The 20,868-nt window shown below is 37.6% G+C and carries 10 protein-coding genes and 2 pseudogenes; 1 reads left to right on the top strand and 11 read right to left on the bottom strand.

Features of this window, described 5'->3' with window-relative positions; translation table 11 throughout:
* Positions 1–77: 77 nt before the first annotated feature.
* Positions 78–329, top strand: a pseudogene (locus tag NSA57_RS15170) (recombinase family protein); the annotation flags it as partial.
* Between the two features lie 89 nt (positions 330–418).
* Here the strand turns inward: NSA57_RS15170 and NSA57_RS15165 are convergent.
* The 11 genes and pseudogenes from NSA57_RS15165 to NSA57_RS20040 form a co-directional block, all read right to left on the bottom strand.
* Positions 419–2,509, bottom strand: a complete 2,091-nt coding sequence (locus NSA57_RS15165) for a peptidase domain-containing ABC transporter (RefSeq protein WP_257465294.1) — start codon at positions 2,507–2,509, stop codon at positions 419–421.
* A 13-nt stretch (positions 2,510–2,522) separates the two neighbouring features.
* Positions 2,523–5,669, bottom strand: a complete 3,147-nt coding sequence (locus tag NSA57_RS15160) for a type 2 lanthipeptide synthetase LanM family protein (RefSeq protein ID WP_257465293.1) — start codon at positions 5,667–5,669, stop codon at positions 2,523–2,525.
* A gap of 162 nt (positions 5,670–5,831) precedes the next feature.
* Entirely contained in the window at positions 5,832–6,038 is a 207-nt protein-coding gene (locus NSA57_RS15155; RefSeq protein ID WP_257465292.1) for a plantaricin C family lantibiotic, read from the bottom strand.
* A 62-nt stretch (positions 6,039–6,100) separates the two neighbouring features.
* Positions 6,101–6,838 (bottom strand): ABC transporter permease, encoded by a 738-nt coding sequence (locus NSA57_RS15150; protein WP_257465291.1) that lies wholly within the window; start codon positions 6,836–6,838, stop codon positions 6,101–6,103.
* Positions 6,839–6,842: 4 nt separating this feature from the next.
* On the bottom strand, positions 6,843–7,628 hold the full coding sequence (locus NSA57_RS15145; protein WP_257465290.1) for an ABC transporter permease: 786 nt from the start codon (positions 7,626–7,628) through the stop codon (positions 6,843–6,845).
* Complete coding sequence (locus tag NSA57_RS15140; RefSeq protein ID WP_257465289.1) at positions 7,594–8,520, bottom strand: ABC transporter ATP-binding protein; 927 nt, start codon at positions 8,518–8,520, stop codon at positions 7,594–7,596. The genes NSA57_RS15145 and NSA57_RS15140 overlap by 35 nt, the downstream gene beginning before the upstream one ends.
* Positions 8,521–8,823: 303 nt before the next feature.
* The gene (locus tag NSA57_RS15135) at positions 8,824–9,132 is read right to left on the bottom strand and encodes a group II intron maturase-specific domain-containing protein (RefSeq protein WP_257465296.1); all 309 of its coding nucleotides are present in this window, start codon (positions 9,130–9,132) and stop codon (positions 8,824–8,826) included.
* A 72-nt stretch (positions 9,133–9,204) separates the two neighbouring features.
* Positions 9,205–9,855, bottom strand: a pseudogene (locus tag NSA57_RS15130) (reverse transcriptase domain-containing protein); the annotation flags it as partial.
* Positions 9,856–9,879: 24 nt separating this feature from the next.
* Positions 9,880–10,143, bottom strand: a complete 264-nt coding sequence (locus tag NSA57_RS15125) for an RNA-dependent RNA polymerase family protein (protein ID WP_257465288.1) — start codon at positions 10,141–10,143, stop codon at positions 9,880–9,882.
* A 199-nt stretch (positions 10,144–10,342) separates the two neighbouring features.
* Positions 10,343–13,099: a YodL domain-containing protein gene (locus NSA57_RS15120; protein ID WP_257465287.1), complete on the bottom strand. Its 2,757-nt coding sequence runs from the start codon at positions 13,097–13,099 to the stop codon at positions 10,343–10,345.
* A 76-nt stretch (positions 13,100–13,175) separates the two neighbouring features.
* Positions 13,176–20,858 carry a helicase-like domain-containing protein gene (locus NSA57_RS20040; protein ID WP_257465286.1) on the bottom strand — a complete coding sequence of 2,561 codons (7,683 nt, stop codon included), beginning with the start codon at positions 20,856–20,858 and terminating at the stop codon, positions 13,176–13,178.
* Between the last annotated feature and the right edge of the window lie 10 nt (positions 20,859–20,868).

The following is a 20,868-nucleotide window of genomic DNA, read 5'->3' as shown; positions in this document are numbered from 1 at the left end:
CACTCTGTTAAAGCAAACAAAGTGCGTAAGTTTTGAAATTTGCTTTTCTCAACTTACACACTTTATTTTACACCCTCGGTGCAAACAATGTCCTGCTCTCCTATGTGAATGTGAAGATAGCAGAACTGGACGGGCGCAAGCAGGAACTTCTGGCGAGGATAGCGGAACTGGCGGTGGAAGCCATTAGCCCGGAACAGGTCAATCAGATTTCCGGCTACCTCGACACTTGGGAGAATGTATCCTTTGACGACAAACGGCGGGTGGTGGATTTGATGGTTACCACCATAGCCGCCACAAGCGACACCTTGAATATCACATGGAAAATCTGACGGGTGGAACCCCTCCCGTCAGATACTTACCCTGTGTAGTCCCTTGTAAACTGTACTTTGGCAAATGAAACACTTCAAAAGCTTAATAACTATTTTATTAAATTATCGTAGTACCAACCTCTATGCTCTAACAATGTAGTATGGTTTCCAGATTCTATTACCATACCATTCATCATAACATATATATTATCAGCCTCTTGTATTGAGGCAAGTCTATGTGTAATTATAATTAATGTTTTATTAGTAACTTTAAGATTATCATATATCTTTTTTTCCGTTATTGGATCTAAATTACTTGTTGCCTCATCAAATATTAGTACTTCTGTATTGCTAATCAGTGCTCTTGCAATAGCTAATCTTTGCCGCTGTCCACCTGATATATTTTGCCCTCCTTCACCTATTATTGTATCCAATCCTAATGGCATGTTACGGATATCTTCCTCTATCTCAGCCATAGAAAGTGCATCATATATTTCCGTATCAGAATATTTCCCAGTAATGTCAACATTTTTTCGTATAGTAGAATTAAGGCACATGGGATTTTGTGTAACAATAGAAAACCACTTATAAATTTGTTCTCTCGAAATGCAATCAATATTCTCTTTGTTAATAAAAATGCTTCCCTGTTGTATTTTTATAGCGCCCAATATTGCTTTTATAGCTGTCGATTTTCCACTTCCCGATAAACCTACTATCGCTATTGTCTGTCCTTGCTTTATCTCCATTGAAACTTTATTTAATACAAGCGAATTATTATAAGAATAGCATATACTATTCAGCGTCAAATTTTCAAATGATTCATTTAACTCCTTTCCCAAAAACTGATTTTCTTTGAAATACATTAATTCCTTATATCTTAGTAGAACTTCTTTTATTGAATTAAAACTTGGCATTATTAGAAATATACTGGAAAATGGAGCAGTAAAATATCCTACTAAAGTAACAAATGCAATTAGCGAGCCTGTTGTCATTTTGTTGTTCAAGACAAGTGAACTTCCCAATAAATATATAAACAACGGAAATACTAATTGTATCGTAGATACAAAGCATGCCATAATATTCGACACATTTGTTTTTTCACGGAATAGTGCTATTAAGCAATCATACTTGTCTTTTAAGTTATTGCAGATAATACCGTCCATACCCATACATTTTATTTCAACAATATTTCCTAAAGTATCAATGAGTTCGCTCTGTAATGAACTTTGACTTTGCATGTATTTCCTTGTTTTTATTGCACTTTTCCCATTCAAGAAAAACATCAATGCGATTTGTACAATAGAAACAAGTATTGTTAATAATGTTAATTCTATAGAAGAATATAACATTGCAAAAAAACACACAATAGATGTAATAGCTTGTATCACTATATTTATCATCCCGTTTGTCAACAAATCATTTAACTGGTTTACACTGTTAAATCTGTTTCCTATATCTCCAGCAGCATGCCATTCAAAAAAGTTTATATCCACGCAAAATATCTTCTCTAACATTTGGGAGATCATATTTTTGAACAAAGTCATATCAACAGTGAGCAGTATTTTTTGACGAATATAGCTTATAATAAAATATGATAATAAAATACATATTATTATAAACAACAACTTAATCATGTGAATTCCTATGTTATCCGCGAAGCCGTCCACTATTCGTTGTACAACTGCTGGAACAACTAGCGATATTCCTTGAATTAAAAGCATTAATATGCCAACTATAGCAAGTCTTTTCTTATCAACTTGAATTTTTATTTTTTTCTTTTGAGGATAGTTAACTACATCATCTGGTACAATCGTCACTAATATGTCTTGATACTTATCCATAATTTCCGTAAAAGAAACAAGCTCTTTTCCTTTAGCTGGATCAATAACTTGATACTTTCCTTTTTTTATCTTTTCAACTACGACAAAGTGACCAGAAGAACATAAAACAACCGGTAAATTATTTTTTAGATTATTTTCCTTGTATCCGTATTTATAAGCAGCAAACTTAAACCCATAATTTTCAACGATAGATTTCATCTCAACCAGAGACATACCATCTCTTCCAATATGGATAGTAGATCCTATATCCACAATATCTACTTTTATGCCATAATAATTCAAAATCATAGTTATGCAAGCAACGCCACAATCCAGACTTCCTAACTGTGATATAAACGGTATCGTTCTATGTTTTATCATAAACTTTCTCCAATTATTCTAAATTCAAAATACAAGGCAACTCTTTTTTTACTCTCCGGAGCAAAGAATATCCAATCCCAGATATTCCAAGCATAAAACCATAGTGTTCATATCCGTCTACTAATCCACAATTCCAATATTCCTTGTTGCGTTTTAAACATTCTATTAAAGTATTATGTTCCATATCTTTTAAATCTTTATCATTTAAAAACTTTGTATATTCAAATAAGATTTCCAAATTTCCTACTTGTCCATGACATAAACACTGATTCTTGAGTCCACCTAGACGAATAAGCGTATTAGCTGCTTTCGAAATGTCAGCAGTAATTATTTCCTTAAATTCGCTATCAACATATGGATAAATCTTTAATCTCGCCAATAATATACCCGCTGCTCCATGACACCATGTAACAGGATTATTGCCACGTTCCTCACCTGTTCTCCCTTTAAATAACCTTCTATCAGCCCAATTACCAAACGCCTCACTATACATGCTATTTTCTTCTATTATTGCTTTTTTAGCAATCTTTGTATATTTCTCGTTTCCAGTTACTTGGCCTAATTTAAAAAGGGCTAGCGCTATTCCACTATATCCATGAGAAAGCCCACTAACAGAATATGGCTGTCCTGGATATGTCCACCCCGTTTCTGAATTATCCTTATTTCCATTTTTTAATAATACATCTCCGGCTAAAATTGCTAAATCTAAATATTTTTTATTTCCTGTTATATGGTACATCTTTAATAAAGTAATAATGATTCCAGCATTTCCAGATGTAATATCATTGTCTTTATCAATTTGAACCTGTGTTTTAACAACACTATATAATTTTTCTGCATTTTTTATATAGTCTGTTCTACCTGTAATGTCAAACAAAACAGTATATACATACATCAATGAACCTTCTCCAACAAATCCACCACTACTTTGATCTGTCCCCATTTTATCGTATACCATAATAATATCTTCAAGATGTTCATTTAGCGTTTCGTCTACTGCCTGACATAACTCTCTACTCATATCATTTTTATACAATTCATTATATGTATGGCAGAAAATCGCAATTCCTCCTATTCCATCATACAAATTATAGCTTAAAGGCATCACATTCCACTTCACATCTTCAATTCCACCTAATGAAACACCAATCCAATTAGCCTTCTTTCTATCCGGTGTTAAAATTGCATCTTGATATAGCCTTTTTAAAATTAAACTTGTTGCGTGCATGATGACTTTTTCAAAAGATTCATTACTATTTAATGAATTCGGCTGCAGATAATCAATTCGCTTACGAGATATATTGTAACCAATACTACTAATATCTTCCAAAGATAGGATAGACAACACAATATATAATCTTTGCTGTTTTAAATCATGCATGTTCATGTTTTCTACTTTCTCAAGAACCAAATCATATGCTGTCCGCTCAAAGTAATCACAAATATGCAGGCCATATGCAGAATATAAATCCCTAGAATCTGCATTATAGTAATAAAATGGTATATCATTATGAACTAATTGAAGAACTTCATCCTTTACTGAAAAGTACTCCTTTTGTGAGTCAATTTTTTTATTTTTGGCAAGAGTCATTAAAAATATTTCCCTATATGCACTGTCTATCATGAAATCCGGGTGGTAAGATGTTTCTAAGACCATTGCATAAGTTTGAGTATCACGACGTAAATGACGAAGCTTTAACATCTTAAATCCTCTAATATTATCTATAACCTTTTCCTTATTATTAATTACATAGACGTATGCTCTTTCAAACCCACAAACAATGTCATCTAAATATTTTCCCGGCAGAACACCCTTTCCCTTAAATATGGGAAGATTATTTTGAGACGTAGATTTGATATAGCGGTACTCATATCGCATATCTGATCGATTTTCATTAATAATAACAGGAATTTTTACTGGATATTCTTCTCCACCCTCATGTGCCATACCACTTAAATCTATTGAAGGAGTACTCTTCCCTTTTCTCATATGAATCGGCAATAATCCTTGACCGATGACAGATTCACGAATTTTATTCAACGTATATGAATTTATTCTTGAAACATCATATTCCTCAAAATTTTTAAGTATTGTTTCAGTATCAATTATAATTGGATATCCACCTGAAGCAATTATATTTTCATTATGAATGTCATAGGCATTAAGTATATAATTAACACATAAAATCACACCCATTCTTCTGTAATAATTGCTTAACTGGATTTCATCATCACAAGCTAGCGGTATAACACACTCTTCCCAGCCATAGTCTTTCCTATCGATAACTATGTAGCTTTTCATATCAACTTCTATACACTGGCCTATCCAACGTAAAAAAAAGTAATACATTTTTTCACTTGCTATCGAGTGCGGCTTATACAAAATCTTTTTATTGTTTTCAAACTCAAATAACACTACAGACTTTCCATGGTTATGTGAATCGGAGCCTCCAACTGATATATTCATCAGTTCTAAATCGACCCCAAATTCTCTTTTTAAATCATCCAGATCATTTTCATATCTGTTTGTAACTTCTTGGTAAAATTCTAAAATATCTTCAGTTATATCCAAAATACTACGAACTAATGCGGGATAATTTTCAAATATTTCTATGATATATCGCTCATTATTCAAACATACCTCAGTATAAAAAGAATACTCTTCTTCAGGGTTACTTCCCTCTAATTCATTGTATTCTCTACATAGATTCATTTCAAATATTAACGTTCTTACACTACAGTCAAGTAACTTTGTAAACAAATTATTTTCGAATTCAGATAAAATAAGTTTCTTATTTCGGCAAAAAAAATCATTATTTTTAGAAGCGTCCACTAACAAATCTTCAGCTACTCTTACAAAAGGTGCCAAAAATTGTGAAAAAGGGTATGCATTTTTTTGTGTTTCTACATCTAATACAAGGTCAGATTTATTATATTTCTTTTCAACATAAAGTTTCCATATTACATTGTTTTCAACGTCAAGTATCTCTTCAAACTCATCTTCTGATAATACTTTTCTTAAAATCCCGTTTTCTGATTCATTAATCTTTTCATAAATTTCTTTGCCCAGGATATTTTTCCAATACTCTTCTTTTCTAAAATTCGGAACTGCTTTTGTAGAATTATACTTTCTTTCAGATAAATATGTGCTTTGTTTCATTTTCGCTCCCTCTTATGATTACTTGTATCTACTTTTGAAAATCTGCTTTTGTAACGATTTTGTAATAAATCATTTTTTTGTTGAATTACTATTTAGTTAATGCTATTATTAAAGTGCTGGTTGCTGTATACTAAGACTCTTCCAAATATTCTTCATTAAATCTTAGTTGCAGCAGCTTGCTTTACGAGATCCCTGGCATTCTCCTGTGTAAGTACAAATGAATCCGCAGGAATACCAGTGACTTACATAATCAATAATCCCCGCTGTTACTTTGTCCAGTTCGGCCTCTGTTAATTCTTCCATAACATTACCTGCAGGATTGTTGATTTTTTCTCTTTCGATTGGATTTCTCATCATTTTTTTTGACATACTAATTTTCTCCTTTCATTTTGATGTTACAAAAGCAGATACAACTAACCATAAACAATATTTTAATTTTTATTATTATAGTTTTTTTGATAAAAAATCAAAAAAACTATATATGACAGAAAAAGATAAACCATCATACTCACTATCGATATTCTTATATCAAGGATCTCTGGATTTACCATTTCGAAACTAATGAAAGAATATCCGTATGTAACAGGATAAATATTTACCAATTTGCCATTACTAATAAAAATCCCAATGATTCCTAATAACATAGCTAAAAGTGCTCCCCATATATACTGTCTTGACTTTCTCGCAAAAAATAAAATAATTGGAAGTACTCCGTTTAAGATGAGAATATTAACACTAAAAACAGCTACTATCATACCAATAATATTGTTAAAAATCATTCCATGAGATTTTATAGCCACACCCATAAAATATATAATAAGAGATTCTATTGCTGACAAAAAAATATCAATCATAAGTAATATCAATATCTTTGAAATAATTATTTTTGACCAACAAACCGGAATTACTTCTAAATTTTTTCTTGTATCTTCCTCATATTCTCTACTAATTATATAACCACCAATAAGAGCCAAACAGAACGGAATCGCCATCGTCACACTATTCCAAATAACCATATTTGAAAAGTCAGTAAAATGAATCTCACCTTCTCTCATAGCATTTATTTGTATTGCTGAAATTATTACTGCAATAACAATTCCTATTACTCCAATATAAATAATCCGTAATCTTTTAAGCTTATGTGCTTCTGCAAATAAAAGCGCATTCATTTTATTACACTTCCTTTTTACTATATATTTTAATTGAAATCAGCAATGAGATAATACATGTCAAAAGGATAATTAACAATCCTTTATTCAATGGATAATATAATACATCCAATCCCCATTGCAAATTAGACGAGTACTGCAAAATTTGTAATGGATATGTAATCCTGTAAGCTAATAGTATTGGAAGTTGCTGTTTTAAAACTATTTCGCTCATATCCAACTGCCAAACTAAAATAAAATCTATAATTGATATCGAATTAACTAGTACCATAGTTAATAAATATGTTTTATCACACAAGATAATAATAATAATAATAGGCATTGAAGCAGCAATTGCCATAAAACAAGATACTGTTAATGAGATTAGTGCTTTTCCAAACATTCCAAACTCTCTTAAAAACACACCTCCTATAAGAGAGTACAACCATGAAATAAAAACAAATATAAAAACAAAAGTCATAGAAACTAAAAGCTTAGCCAAGAGCAATCCACTTTTATTCGTATCAATCACGAAAATATTCTTTAGCGTATCATTTTGCTTTTCAATCTGGATAAGTTGTGCAAATAATATGTAAAACAGACACGGCATTATGAGAAAATTCCCTATATCAACCAACATAGCAACTAGGCTTCTATATGGCAAGTCATCCTTGATACACATTACTGTAAAAACTGCTGGCATAATAATTCCAATCGCCACTATAATTCGCACTATTTTTTGCCTTTTAAGTTTCTTTAGTTCGTTTATATATAATCTAAGCAATTCCCTCTCCCCCAGTAACCTTAACAAAAAACTCCTCCATTGATTCTCTAACCAAATGAATTTCATTCACCTCAATTTTATTAGTAATTAAATCTTCATTTAGTTTATATGGAATCACACCTTTTTCTGGGATTCGTATCTTATTTCCTGATACAACTTCGTAATCATGAACATATGATAATTCATTTAAAATACTTTTTGCCATTTCAATATTTAAAACACTAACCTCAATATACTCCTGTCTCATTTTTTTTATATCTTCCTTAGTGTTTTCCATTATTAATTTACCTTGATCAATAATTCCGATATCATCTGCCAACAATTCAATTTCCGATAGGATATGCGTTGATATTAATATTGTTTTTTTCTCTTGCTCACAAAGATTCCTAATAAATTTTCTCATTTCATATATTCCGATAGGGTCTAAACCATTTGTTGGTTCATCCAGTATGAGTAAATCAGGATTATGCATAATAGTCAACGCTATTGCTAACCTTTGTTTCATTCCCATGGAATATTGTGAAAAAGTTTTTTTATCGTTATAGGAAAGTCCCACAAGTTCCAAACATTTTTTTATAGAACTCTCTTTATTCTCTATCTTTCGGAGCGATGCGAATATTTCCAAATTTTCTCTTGCGGTAAGATTATGATAAAACCCTGGAGCTTCAATTAAACTCCCGACATTTGATAAAATAGTACTCTTATTACTACTAATTTCTTTTCCCCATAAATATACATTTCCACTACTAGGTGAAATCAAATCTAATATCATTTTCATTGTAGTTGTTTTACCCGCACCATTTCGGCCCAACAAACCATAAATCTTCCCTTTATAAATATGTAAATTCAGATTATCAACAGCTTTTTGTTTTCCGTAAACTTTTGTTAAATTTGATGTTTCAATAATAAGGTCATTCATCACTTTTTCCTCTACACTTTATAACTCCATATCTTTTTATGCAATTTATCCTACCACTAAAAATGTAATTTGTGGAAATCTGACTGCAAGCTGTTTTTTTTTGACTGTGTAAAAATAATATTTGTGATACCATATATTAGTGTATTTATATAGTCCACGCACAGTAAGATGGATGCCTCCACAATTCCACAACTGCGCATTCCCTAAATCATAGTAAGTGAAATAATTCTTATTCCCCACGCCAAAAATGAAATAAGAAATTTGTATCCAGACTCTGCTTTTGTAATCATTTCTTCTGTTCAGTCAAAAAGAAGCTTGATTTTGGCCAATCAAGGGGGATCTACCTTCCTGTATATAGTGCCTCAGCAAATACAATTTCCTGTTTTCGGTTCTTGTACTTTCTTCTTGTCTTGTCCAATAGACCAACCGCCCGTTGATGTATCTTAGAACCTCATATATTTCTGATTTATAGAAATGCGTATAATAGTTAATCCATCCCTGTATCTGCTTATTGAACATATTTGCTATATCCCACAGGTCTTTATCTGGCTTGAACTGTAACTTCCATCCTCGGACAACCTTTCGTATGGCTTTCTTTGCCTTTTCACTCATTGCCGGCAGAAAGTTGGTAAAGAACTTACCGTATTTGTTCTTTGCATGCCTTGGTCTGAATGTATATTCCAGGAAGTCAAAGGATGTATGTTCATGTTTCCCTTTGCGGTCATCATCTTTACAATACACAATCCTTGTCTTTTCCATATTTAATTCCAGTCCAAAACCTACAAAGCGCTCCAGCAGTCTGCGCTGAAGATATTTTGCCTGTTTCAGGGATACACAATGCGCAATCCCATCATCCGCATATCTTGCCCACGGAATACTCGGGAACTCTTTTACCATAAAATCATCAAATACATAGTGCAGAAATAGATTTGCAAGTACCGGACTAATCACCCCCACCTTATGACGAGATAGATGTTATGCCGAGATACATCCAGTATTCTTAGGTTCTATCAGCGCGTTTACTTTCTGAACTCGGCATAAGCCGCCCTGTGGCACACCGCTTGTCGTGGCTCTTTCCAGTCCTTTTTCCATTACCCTCGCTTTCAGATATTTCCGAATCAGGTTCAGTGTGGTACTGTCATTTACTTGCTCTCTAAGTATCTGAATTAATTTGTCATGATTTACGTTATCAAAGAATTGCTCTATATCAATGTCTATGACCCATTCATATCCCTCGTTCAGATATTCCAATGCTTGTTTTATGGCATCATGGCAACCTCTTCCTGGTCTGAAACCATAACTAAACTCACTGAATATTTCCTCATAAATGTCTATAACAGGTTGAGCAATAGTAGCTTGTTATATCACTCGCTCCAAAACCGTCGGGATTCCCAATGGTCTTTGTTTTCCATTATCCTTTGGAATATAAACTCGGCGTACTGGCTTTGGCATATAGGTTCGGTTTCTAATTGAACGGATAATTTCATCTTTATTGTCCCTGATATATGCACCAAGTTCTTCGACATTCATTCTGTCAACGCCACTTGCACCTTTATTTTCCACTACTTTCTTATAGGCTCTGTTTAAATTTTCCTTTGATGTAATCACATCTATTAATTCCATTTGTTGTTACTCCTCTGCTTATCACAAAATTCATGCACATCACCCCTCTCGATACAGACATTATCCCTCGGTTACGTTCCTACTTTTCACATCCATCTGATTTCTGGCTAACGCATGATTCTCTTAATAACGTTTCGTACTATAAATCGTTTCAGTCCTTCGGCTGTCACACCTACTATGACATCATCTGACTCCCTCTCTACACTGTTCTTACACCCATATCAGCTCCTCTCTCCGGCTTATCTTTTCCCTGTTTTTCCTGGATGATTCTCTTATTGATTTCCAAGCGTTCATGGATTGACGGTTTCTTCTCTTTTCCTGTCATTGCCTTTTTCTGTGCTACTGCCTTTCTTTCTGCTTTCCCTGCGTCCTTAACTGCTGTATTTATTTCAACGCCAGCTCTTGGCACAGCCTCTCTGCTCTCATTTATCTCTGCCACCTGCTGTTCTCGTCTCTCCTTCACACCTTTTTCTTCCAGACTGCAAAAGCTCTGCAAATACGGCAGTACATGATTCTGCATATCCGTCAGATCTTCCATATACTTCTGATACTCTTCATTACCTTTTCCTTGCTGATAGCTAATCCAGCTTTCATCTGTCAATTTCATTTCATTCTGCATCTTTAACTGACTGATGATACCGCCGTTTCCGCTACCAATGTCTATCTTACCTTGAAAATGATGCAGCATCTTGTCGCCCTTCTCAGCATAATATACTGTAAAAAACATCTGTGCTGTCGTTTTTGGTTCGTTGGTGTTGGGATCACGATCAGCATACCAGGCTTTGTCCTGTTCTACGGTTCTTGAATCCAAATCAGATAACTTCTGGCATCTTGGATTCCCCAGCTCACTTTTCTCACAATAATTCACATACACCATCGGTTCCATATCCTTTGGAAGTTCAGGTTCATAGGCTTTCAGTCTTTCTATCAATACACCTGAACGAACAGACAGGTCGCATTCTTCGTCTACAATATCCTTCAGATACGAAATATAGGAATGAATATTACCGCTTTGTAAATCCAGCATTACTTCCTGTACCGTATTTTCTCCCATCTCCACATTATCTCGATACTCATACGGATCAAAAGCTTCTGCAATCTCATCCAGTGCCTCTGCCAGCTGTTCTGTGGTCATCTTTTCTGGATACATTGCTTCTCGGACATTCCTCATCGGTACATACTTATAATCCGGCAATGCTTCATGGATTTTTTCAATTCCTTCCCGTACCAGTGCAAGTTCTCCATAAAATCGAACATCATCCATCAGATTTCCAAGTACGGTATTTCCTTTAACGATTGCAAATTCGGCTTCATCATAGTAACTGTCTTCCGGATCACGATAGATAATTCCCATTGAGCATCCCAGATAAGCTGTTTCTGGATTCTCCCTATATTTTTCATAGACTGCAGCTATCTGATTAACATCGGTACTTTTTTCATAAGCTCCCATGTCATGGAACTCATCGCATTCTGTGGCAAAGTATTCCAGATAAGGCTCTTTCTTCGGTGGCATATTGTTGAGGACGTTATCAATCATGTTATAATTCGCCTCTTCCAGTTCCTCCACCTTTGCTAAAGGCTTATATTCGCCCTGGCTTTTCTGAATCTCTGCCATTACAACCTCATCCATTTCTTCTACCTTTTCCATCAACTGATCATAATCCCCACGGATGTGTTCTCCAGTCCAGCCTTCGTCTTCCAAAAGTTCCTCTGCCGCTTCTTCAATAGAAATTTCATCATTCTCATAGACTCCACCATCCAGCAGACGGAAATCTTCATCATAAAAGGAATAATCATATCCTTCTTCTGTCCTCTGAATAGCAAAGTAACGTTCTCCCACCTCATATGCCAGTTCACTAAGAACCTGCTCTTCCAGATTCAGGAAAGAATCCAGCTGTTCAAAACTGATACTGTCTACAAAATGAGCGGTTACATTTTCTCCGTCATTCAGAACCACGATATCACTGACCGACAGGGAATGTCCCCGGAAGTCTTCCGGTCTGTCAATGTTGAATCTTTCAAAAATATCATCCAGTGACATATTTCCCAGTAATTCGCCAACATAGACCAGCTTATAATCTTCTTTTTTTATCTGCATACCATGACTTTCAATAAAGCGCATATTCATAAATGCATAGTTTTCGCCCGGTGAATCATCCTTGATCTGATAAATACCAAAGGTTCGCCTTGTTCCTAACAACAGGTTTGCCTCTTTCAAAGACTGAATCTGTGGATATTTCTGCATTTTCCATTCCAGGTTACGGAAACGCTCCAGTTCTGCCATGGACATCTGATAATGTTCTGGTCCTCGTTCAATTTCCATGCGTTCCGTGACATAGATCGGTGATGAAAAATTAGTAATCAAATAAATATCTGCTCCGGCATCGTATAATTTCAGTGCTTCTTTCTGATTGAGCACACTCATAGGCTCCTGAAATACTCCAAAATCTTCATCGGCATAATCCAGATCATTCTCCTCTATCCGTTCCCACATCTTCGATTCCATTCCAAACAGACCTTCATGCGCCTGTATCATTTCTTTACTCGCATATTCACCTTTACTGCCATCACTTCCAAGGCAATAAATCTTAGAACCCATTCTGTGATAATCCAAAGCTGCTTCTTTTCTAAGCGGTACCATATCTTCTGCTGTATATCCATAGTCACGTAATTCTAGCTTACCTATGGTTGGATCCGGCAGTTCTTGAATATCCATTTTTGCGTCATCCAGCAAATCCTCTCCCCCTTCTTCATCTGCCTGGCTCAATGCATCTGCCAGATTTCTTACCAGGGTCCTAATTTTCTCTTCCTCACCAATCAGATTCGCATATTCAAAAAGCTGTTCTTTTACATCTGTTGGAAATTCTATGCCTCTACGCTCTGCCTGACTGATCTGTTCCTGCGTAAATTCCTGCATTTTCTGTGTTTCTCTGCCCGTTATCCTGTTTCTTGCCATATAAATTCCTCCTGTGTTCTAAAAAATGGCATAACCGACAGAACCTTCTTCTACCAAATTATGCCATCTTTCCTATTTATTCCAGACCGAAGTCCCGTTTTCTGGTTTCCTTGCCAGTTTCACTTTCCCGCTGACTCTTTTCTTTATAAATCTGCAGTTTCTCATGGATAGAACCTCGTGCCGGTCTTTCTTCTTTCTCTTTTGATTCCGACTGCTCTGTTTCTGTATCTTCCCGTTCATCCATATTGAGAAGTGCATTTAACTCTGACAGCCGCTCCAGTTTTTGGTTCAGTTCCTCTTCTTTTGGAAATGGCTTCCCGACTTCCTCTTTGGCGTTTGTCATCTGCTCCTGTACCGTTTCCAGCCGTTGTTCTGCTTCTGCCAGTTTCTCCGGATAACTTTCTAAAAGATTATTGATACGAGTGATATTTCCTAGAGCATCGGCTCCCAATCGAACTTTAGCTACCGATTCATGCTTTACAGACAGGATAAACTCTTTGCTCCAACTGTCGAATTGGATTCTCATGTTAAATCCCTGATAGCTTCCAATATCCATAGCTGCATCCACAGACTTAATGTCTTTGCAGACTGCCAGAAGTGCTGCTCCTGCTTCTTTCTTTTCTGTAAATACTTTGCCACCGACTTCCATAGAAAACTGCTCCGGATCTGTGATTTTATACTCAGAAAAATGAGCGATGTCTGCCTTGTAGCTGTCAATGATCTCTGTCAGTTTTGCAATCTGTTGCGGAATATTTCTTGCAATATCATCCTCCAGGCGGTACTGGTTATTCATGTGGTTGGCTTTTAAAAGTTTTAATTTTGCCACGTCCACATCCAATGCCATCTTCTCTTTAACTGCCGGATTTCCGGTTGCCAGTGCCTTGACCTCTGCATAGGAAAGTGCCGCTTCATCCACATCTTCACAGCTTCGCACAGGTGCTTTACTGGTCATAATTTGAGAAATGAATTTCTGCTTGTTCTCGATCAGCTGCCACATGTAGCTGTCGAATGTGGATTCAGTTACATATCGGAAGATATGAACCTTTTTATTATGGTTTCCCTGACGGATGATACGTCCTTCCCTCTGCTCCAGATCAGATGGTTTCCAGCCAATATCCAGATGATGCAGAGCAATCAGACGATCCTGCACATTGGTTCCTGCACCCATCTTTGCTGTAGAACCAATCAAAAAACGAACCTGTCCGGATTTTACTTTTCCAAACAGCTCCGTCTTCTTTGCTTCTGTATTTGCATCATGAATAAAAGCAATCTCTTTTTCCGGTACACCTTTCCCAATCAGTTTCTGCTTCAAGTCATCATAAACATTGAAACTGCCATCGCCTTTCGGTGTACTCAAATCACAGAAAATCAATTGTGCTGATTTCTGTGCTGCTGTGTCTTTCCAGATTTCATAGCTTTTCTCTGCACAGACTGATATCTTGCTTTCTGGATTATCCGGCAATAATTCGTTCACTAAACGCTGATCCAATGCTAACTTTCTTCCATCATTGGTGATTTTCAGCATATTATCAACGGAGGCATCTACCCCACCATTTCTGACAACTTCTGCACGTTCTCCAAGGCTTTCTACGATTTCTTTCTGCTGTTCCGTTGGTTTCAGCACCACTGTTTCATATTCCGCTTCCGGCACAGGAAGTTTTAACTGATCAGAAGTCTTAATATCTGCAATCTCCTTAAACATATTCATCAGTTCCGGAATATTATAAAATCTTGCAAATCTTGACTTTGCACGGTAGCCTGTTCCTTCCGGCGCAAGTTCAATGCTCGTAACTACCTCTCCAAAAGTGGAGGCCCAGGAATCAAACAGTCCCAGTCCCATATTTTGTAATTTACTGTTCTGCAGATACCTCTGCATAACATATAATTCCGTCATACTATTGCTGATCGGTGTGCCCGTAGCAAAGGTAATGCCTTTTTCTCCGGTAATCTCGTCCAGATACTGACATTTATTGAACATATCTGCTGACTTCTGTGCTTCGTTCTGTGCAATCCCGGCTACATTTCTCATTTTTGTATAAAGGAATGCGTTTTTATAGCTGTGTGCTTCATCTACATACAAATGATCCACTCCCAGTTCTTCAAACGTAACTACCTGATCTTTTTTCTCTTTCTGATTCAGTTTTTCCAGCCTTGTCTGCAGTGTCTTTCTGGTCTTTTCAATCTGTTTGACAGTATAACGTCCGCCATCCTGTTCATACCTTGCACTCTGAATCGCCATTTCCAAATCATCAATCTGCTTCCGCAGCATAGCTTCCTGCCTCTCATCAGAGATTGGTATACGCTCAAACTGGGAATGACCAATAATAACAGCATCGTAATTTCCCATAGCGATTCTGGCACAGAACTTTTTCCGGTTCGCCGGTTCAAAATCTTTCTTGGTTGCTACCAGGATATTGGCTCCCGGATATAACTGCAGGAATTCTGCTCCCCATTGCTCTGTCAGATGATTCGGCACGACAAATAAATTCTTCTGTGATAATCCCAGACGTTTGCTCTCCATTGCAGCCGCTACCATCTCGTAGGTCTTCCCAGCTCCTACTACATGAGCCAGAAGCACATTTTCTCCGTAAAGCTGATGTGCAACAGCATTTTTCTGATGCGGGCGAAGCTCTATTTCTGGATTCATTCCTGGGAAAGTCAAATGACTGCCATCATATTCACGGGGACGGATACTGTTAAATCGTTCATTATATACTTTTACCAGCCTTTCTCTCCTCTGCAGATCCTTGAAAATCCAATCTTGGAATGCAGCCTTCAAAGCATCCTGCTTCTGTGATGCCAGCATGGTCTCTTTTTTATTGAGGACACGGATCTCATCACCATTTTCATTGACACTCTTATCGTAGATGCGTACATCTTTCAGGTTCAGGGTATCTTCCAAAATCTTATAGGCATTTGCTCTCTCAGTTCCATACGTTGCATAAGCAAACGCATTTCTCGGACTGTCGGCATTCTTTCCTGTAATCCGCCACTCACCATTTACCTCAGAGAATTTGACCTGTATTTCCTTCTGTGCAAGATACCACGGGGTATGAAGCAGTTCCCGCATAAAGTCCTGATAATCCGATGGTTCAATCCAGGTTGCCCCAATCCTTACTTCTATTTCAGATGCTTCCAGATTTCTTGGCTGAACTGCCTCCAATGCACGAACATTCGGTGTAAATTCCGGGTGGTTCTCTGCAAAAGTTCTTGCTGTATTCAGTTTCTCCCTGACATTGCCTGACAGATATTCATCTCCACTCTCCCACTGATCTGTCAGTGGATTTTTGAAGATAACTCCAACCAGTTCCTCTGTGATTTTTTCTTCTGTTTTTCCGGTCAGCTGTGCCATATAGGACAGATCAACCTTTGCTTTTTCATTCAGAGATAATGCTAATGCTTCTGTCGCAGTTTCTACACTGGTTACTGCCACTGCCTTTTTGATGGTTCGTTTCGTAAACATATCCGCTTTTCGCTTCAATGTTCCATCTTCGTTTAAGTCTTCCAACGAACACAACAGACAATAAGAAGAGTCATCGGAAAATGCACGTTTGTTAGCATTATTTCCAATAACTCCATACTTTGCTGTGTAGGTATCATATACCTGATTCAGTTTCTCCTGCTGTTTCTGGATTTCTTCGTCTGTGACGGATTCCTCCATCTGCATGGCGATCAACTCCCGGACAGTATCACGGATTGCAACCATCCCTTTTACACGTTCTGCAGTAGCGGCAGGCATCTTCACTTGATTCATCAAAGAGTTGACACGGTAATATACCTGATCATCTACCACCGTATAGCTGTAATTTCGGACATTTGGATCTGCTGGAATACTCTCTGGCATCTCATCCAGTTCTGTTTCCACATCTACTGCCGGTACCATGTTTCCATGAATGTTCTTGACCGCTTCTGCAAGCTGGAGTTCAAGGTCAGCACCTTCTATCGGCATACAGGTTGTTTCCATACCATATGGACCCGATACTTCTTTCATCTCACCCAAAATCATTTCAGGATGCTGAACAAAATACTGATTGACTGTAATACCATTGACATCACTATCCAGATTTATCCATTCCGGCATTTCTTTCGTAAGGCTTTCCCTCTTCTGAAAAAACAGGATATCAGCACTGACTTCTGTTCCTGCATTTGCCTTAAAAGCTGTGTTCGGAAGTCGGATTGCTCCTAGCAGATCTGCCCGCTCTGCCAGATATTTCCGGACTTCCGGTGATGCTTTATCCATGGTTCCCTTTGTTGTGATCAATGCAGCCACACCACCTGGACGTAACTGATCTATCGTTTTGGCAAGAAAGTAATCATGAATCATGAAATTGAAGCGATCATACTGACGGTCATTGACCTTGTATGCACCAAATGGCACATTTCCGATCGTCACGTCAAAGAAATCATTGGGATAATCTGTCTTCTCAAAACCTTTGATCTGAATATTGGCATCAGGATAGAGCAGCTTTGCAATTCTGCCGCTGATGCTGTCCAATTCCACACCATAAAGTTTGGACTGGTTTAGATTCTCCGGAAGCATTCCAAAAAAGTTCCCGACTCCCATAGATGGCTCCAGGATATTTCCTTTTGTAAATCCCAGATTCTCCAACACCTGATACATACTGTCAATCACAATCGGCTGTGTATAATGAGCATTTAAGGTGGAAGCTCTGGCTGCAGCATATTCCTCTGGTGTAAGGACTGTCTTTAATTCCAGATATTCTGTCTCCCATGCAGCTTTTGTTTCATCAAATGCATCTGCAAGACCTCCCCAGCCGACGTACCTGGATAAGATTTCCTGTTCCTCTGGTGTCGCATTACGGTTCTCATCCTCACATTTCTTTAACAACTGGATAGCCATGATATTGGCACGGAACTTTTCTTTTGCTGTACCCTGCCCAAGCTCATCATCTGTGATGTGGAAGTTTGTTGCTGGAATCGGTTCTGATATTCCGTTAATCTCTTCCAAAGATTCTTTTTCTTCCGATACCTCAACTTCTCCAGATAATTCTTTTTCTTTTTTATCATAATCTGTCCACACACGATTAGAAACAGCAGTGAAATACGAGGACTCTTCCTCCATTATTTCTTCCCTGATTTCCCGTAATTTATCTAGGGAATCTGCATTTACTGTTTTGTTGTGATAATGATAATAAAGTACTTCTTGTCCAAGTTTTACATCCAGACGTTCCAATTCTTGTGTTGACATTCGATTCCAAATATCATCTTTTTCCGTATGAATCGTGAAACCTTCTCCATCATCATGATATTCTAATGTGTATTGAAGTTGATTCTCTTCTCCCTTAACTTTGCAATCAAAATCATGAATTGTTGTTCTGGTACCAGACATATATTTTGAATCAACTAATTGCAAATCAGTTATATCTTCAGCGGTCAAAGTATCCTGCTCCTGTTGTTCTCCTAACATCTGCTGTGCTTCTTCCAAGTCTGCCAGTTTTTGTGCTTCCTGTCGCTCTTCGTACTTTTCCATTTCCTCCGGTGACAAATAATCATCTGTGCGGATTAACTGGCGAACACGTTCTGCAACTTTGTTCCACTTTAATAAAACTTCTACCTCTGGACTGCCAATTTTCCCTTTTGCAAGTTTTAATCCTTTTGCATCATGGGATGCGTCGGAAGCACCTGCTCCTGGTATTCCGGGTGAAGAACCACCTGTTCCATATTCATTTTTCAAGAACTCAGCTGCATCTTTCATATCATGATGTTCCATGAAATATTCGTAAATCCGGTTACGTCCTCCGGCAGTAATGCCGCCTCTTCTTAACACTGCATCAATTTCATCCTGTGTGATAAAGGATAGTGCCGGTCGCTCTACCTTGAATTGCTGATCCACCCAGGAACGATCCCTCTGGAGATCTTTATAACGCTGGAAATATTCCGGATTATGCTGGATTTCCCAACGATGATAATTACTCGGATTTTCATTCATATCCGCTTGTAACCATTCAAACTGCTGATAGATTTCTTTTTTTCCTTCTGGATCTGTCCAAGCGTTCCGAATGGTATCCTGCCAATCCGTATAAGACCGGTATTCTTCCGTATTTCTATTTGTGTCTCGAAAATGAAGCGCCAGAAGATCTGTCATTTCTTTCTGTTCCTGCTCGATAGCATTATTGGAGATAAGATTATCAACGTAATTTCCTTCCTCATACATATCCCGGATCCTGTCAGCAGCTTCTTCCCACGTAACGATACGGTCAAAGTTTCTTCTTGCAGAGTCACCTCGCCGGATACGGATACCATCGTTGTCGTACCAGATACTGATTTTCTGATTATCTATGGTAAATCCTTTTCCTCCGGTGCCATATTCATCTTTCAGGAAGCTTTGCATTTCTTCATTATCCAGACCTTCGATCAATCTTGCAGTAATATGAAACAGTGTATTTTTCTGCCCACTACCTGTGCGAAGGATATGATCGACTACTTCATCGGAAATAAGAAAAGCGGCCGGCTGTTCTAATGCAGCTGCCGCTTTCCTTATTTCTCCTAACTGTTCCTCTTCTGTTGGGAACAGGCTTAACTGTAAATAATCTCCTGAATTACCAGTTCCTCTGCCTGTGCTTTGATCTGGTTCATGTGTCTGGTCCATGCCATTGTGTCTGCCATCTTGTCTGGTGCCGGATCTTTCTCCAGAAGTTCGTTCATCAGGTTGTCTACTCTCTGTCTTGCCTGACTGTCGATCTCCATCAGATGACTGTCCAGACGGTTCTGCAGTGTCAGAATGTTGAACCTGGCTACCTTGTGATTTCTCAGATACTCTTTCCTCATCATTCCGTACTTCCCGATGGTTCCTCTTGTCTCTTCCAGGCTGATATCTGGAATCTGATACGCTCCGTTCTGGCTGTAACTGATCTCTCTCATAGTCCGTTTCCTCCTTATTTTCTGCTCTATTTTCTGTGTTATTTGTTTTACTTTCACGAATTAACGTGTTAAATTCATTATAGACTACTTCTTTTTCTTTTGCAACCGTTTTCAGGTCATTTTCCAGATCATTCAACACATACCGTCCAATCTGCATCAGGACTGGCCTGCTGATTTCGTTGACTGCACTTCCCAGATGTCCTAATATTTTCAGCTGATTGAAGTCCGTAATATGCCGAAAATCCTCAGCATCCTGATATTCTTGAACGTCTAATCCACAACGATTCATTAAAAGATACCAGACACTATTGGTCATCAGTTCCCGAAATTCGACTTCCTGATTCTGTTCGTCCAGTTCTTCCAAAAATGTCCCTGTTACGTCCATTCTCAGTTCTTCCAATGCATCAGGAAGCCATTCCTGCATACTCTCCTTCGCTGCCTGATGTAAAATTTCTGCAAGTCCACCCTCTGTTTCTTCCAGAGACAACTGCTCCTGCAGATAATCTGCAACCAGCTGTTCTCCTTCCACCGGAAGATTCCATAACTGAGGATCCTTTCCAAGATTCCGCACTTTATAAGTGTCCTGCACATCAAATACATACCGAAGTTTTGTTTTCGGTCCGGAAGTATTGTCAATCAAGGCAATCCCCTTGGAGCCCTTTTTGATCCAGCGGTACATCTTCTGATTCCAGATTTCCATGGATGCTACGGCAGTTGCTTCCGGTCGCTGTGCATAAATTAAAAGCTGTTCTGGAAAAGTGTATTTGTACAGTCTGGATGCCGTGTTTAGGAACCGCATCCATTCCTGCGGACTGGCAGCTACATCTTTTGCCACCTCTTCCGTCAGCTGTTCCATTGCATATAATTTATTTGCCATGTGCTACTCC

This window comes from Blautia caecimuris (genome assembly GCF_024622975.1).
In the GTDB taxonomy this organism is placed as follows: domain Bacteria; phylum Bacillota; class Clostridia; order Lachnospirales; family Lachnospiraceae; genus Blautia_A; species Blautia_A caecimuris.
The sequence above is the reverse complement of the archived record's forward strand: the minus strand, read 5'-3'. Positions and strand labels throughout refer to the sequence as shown.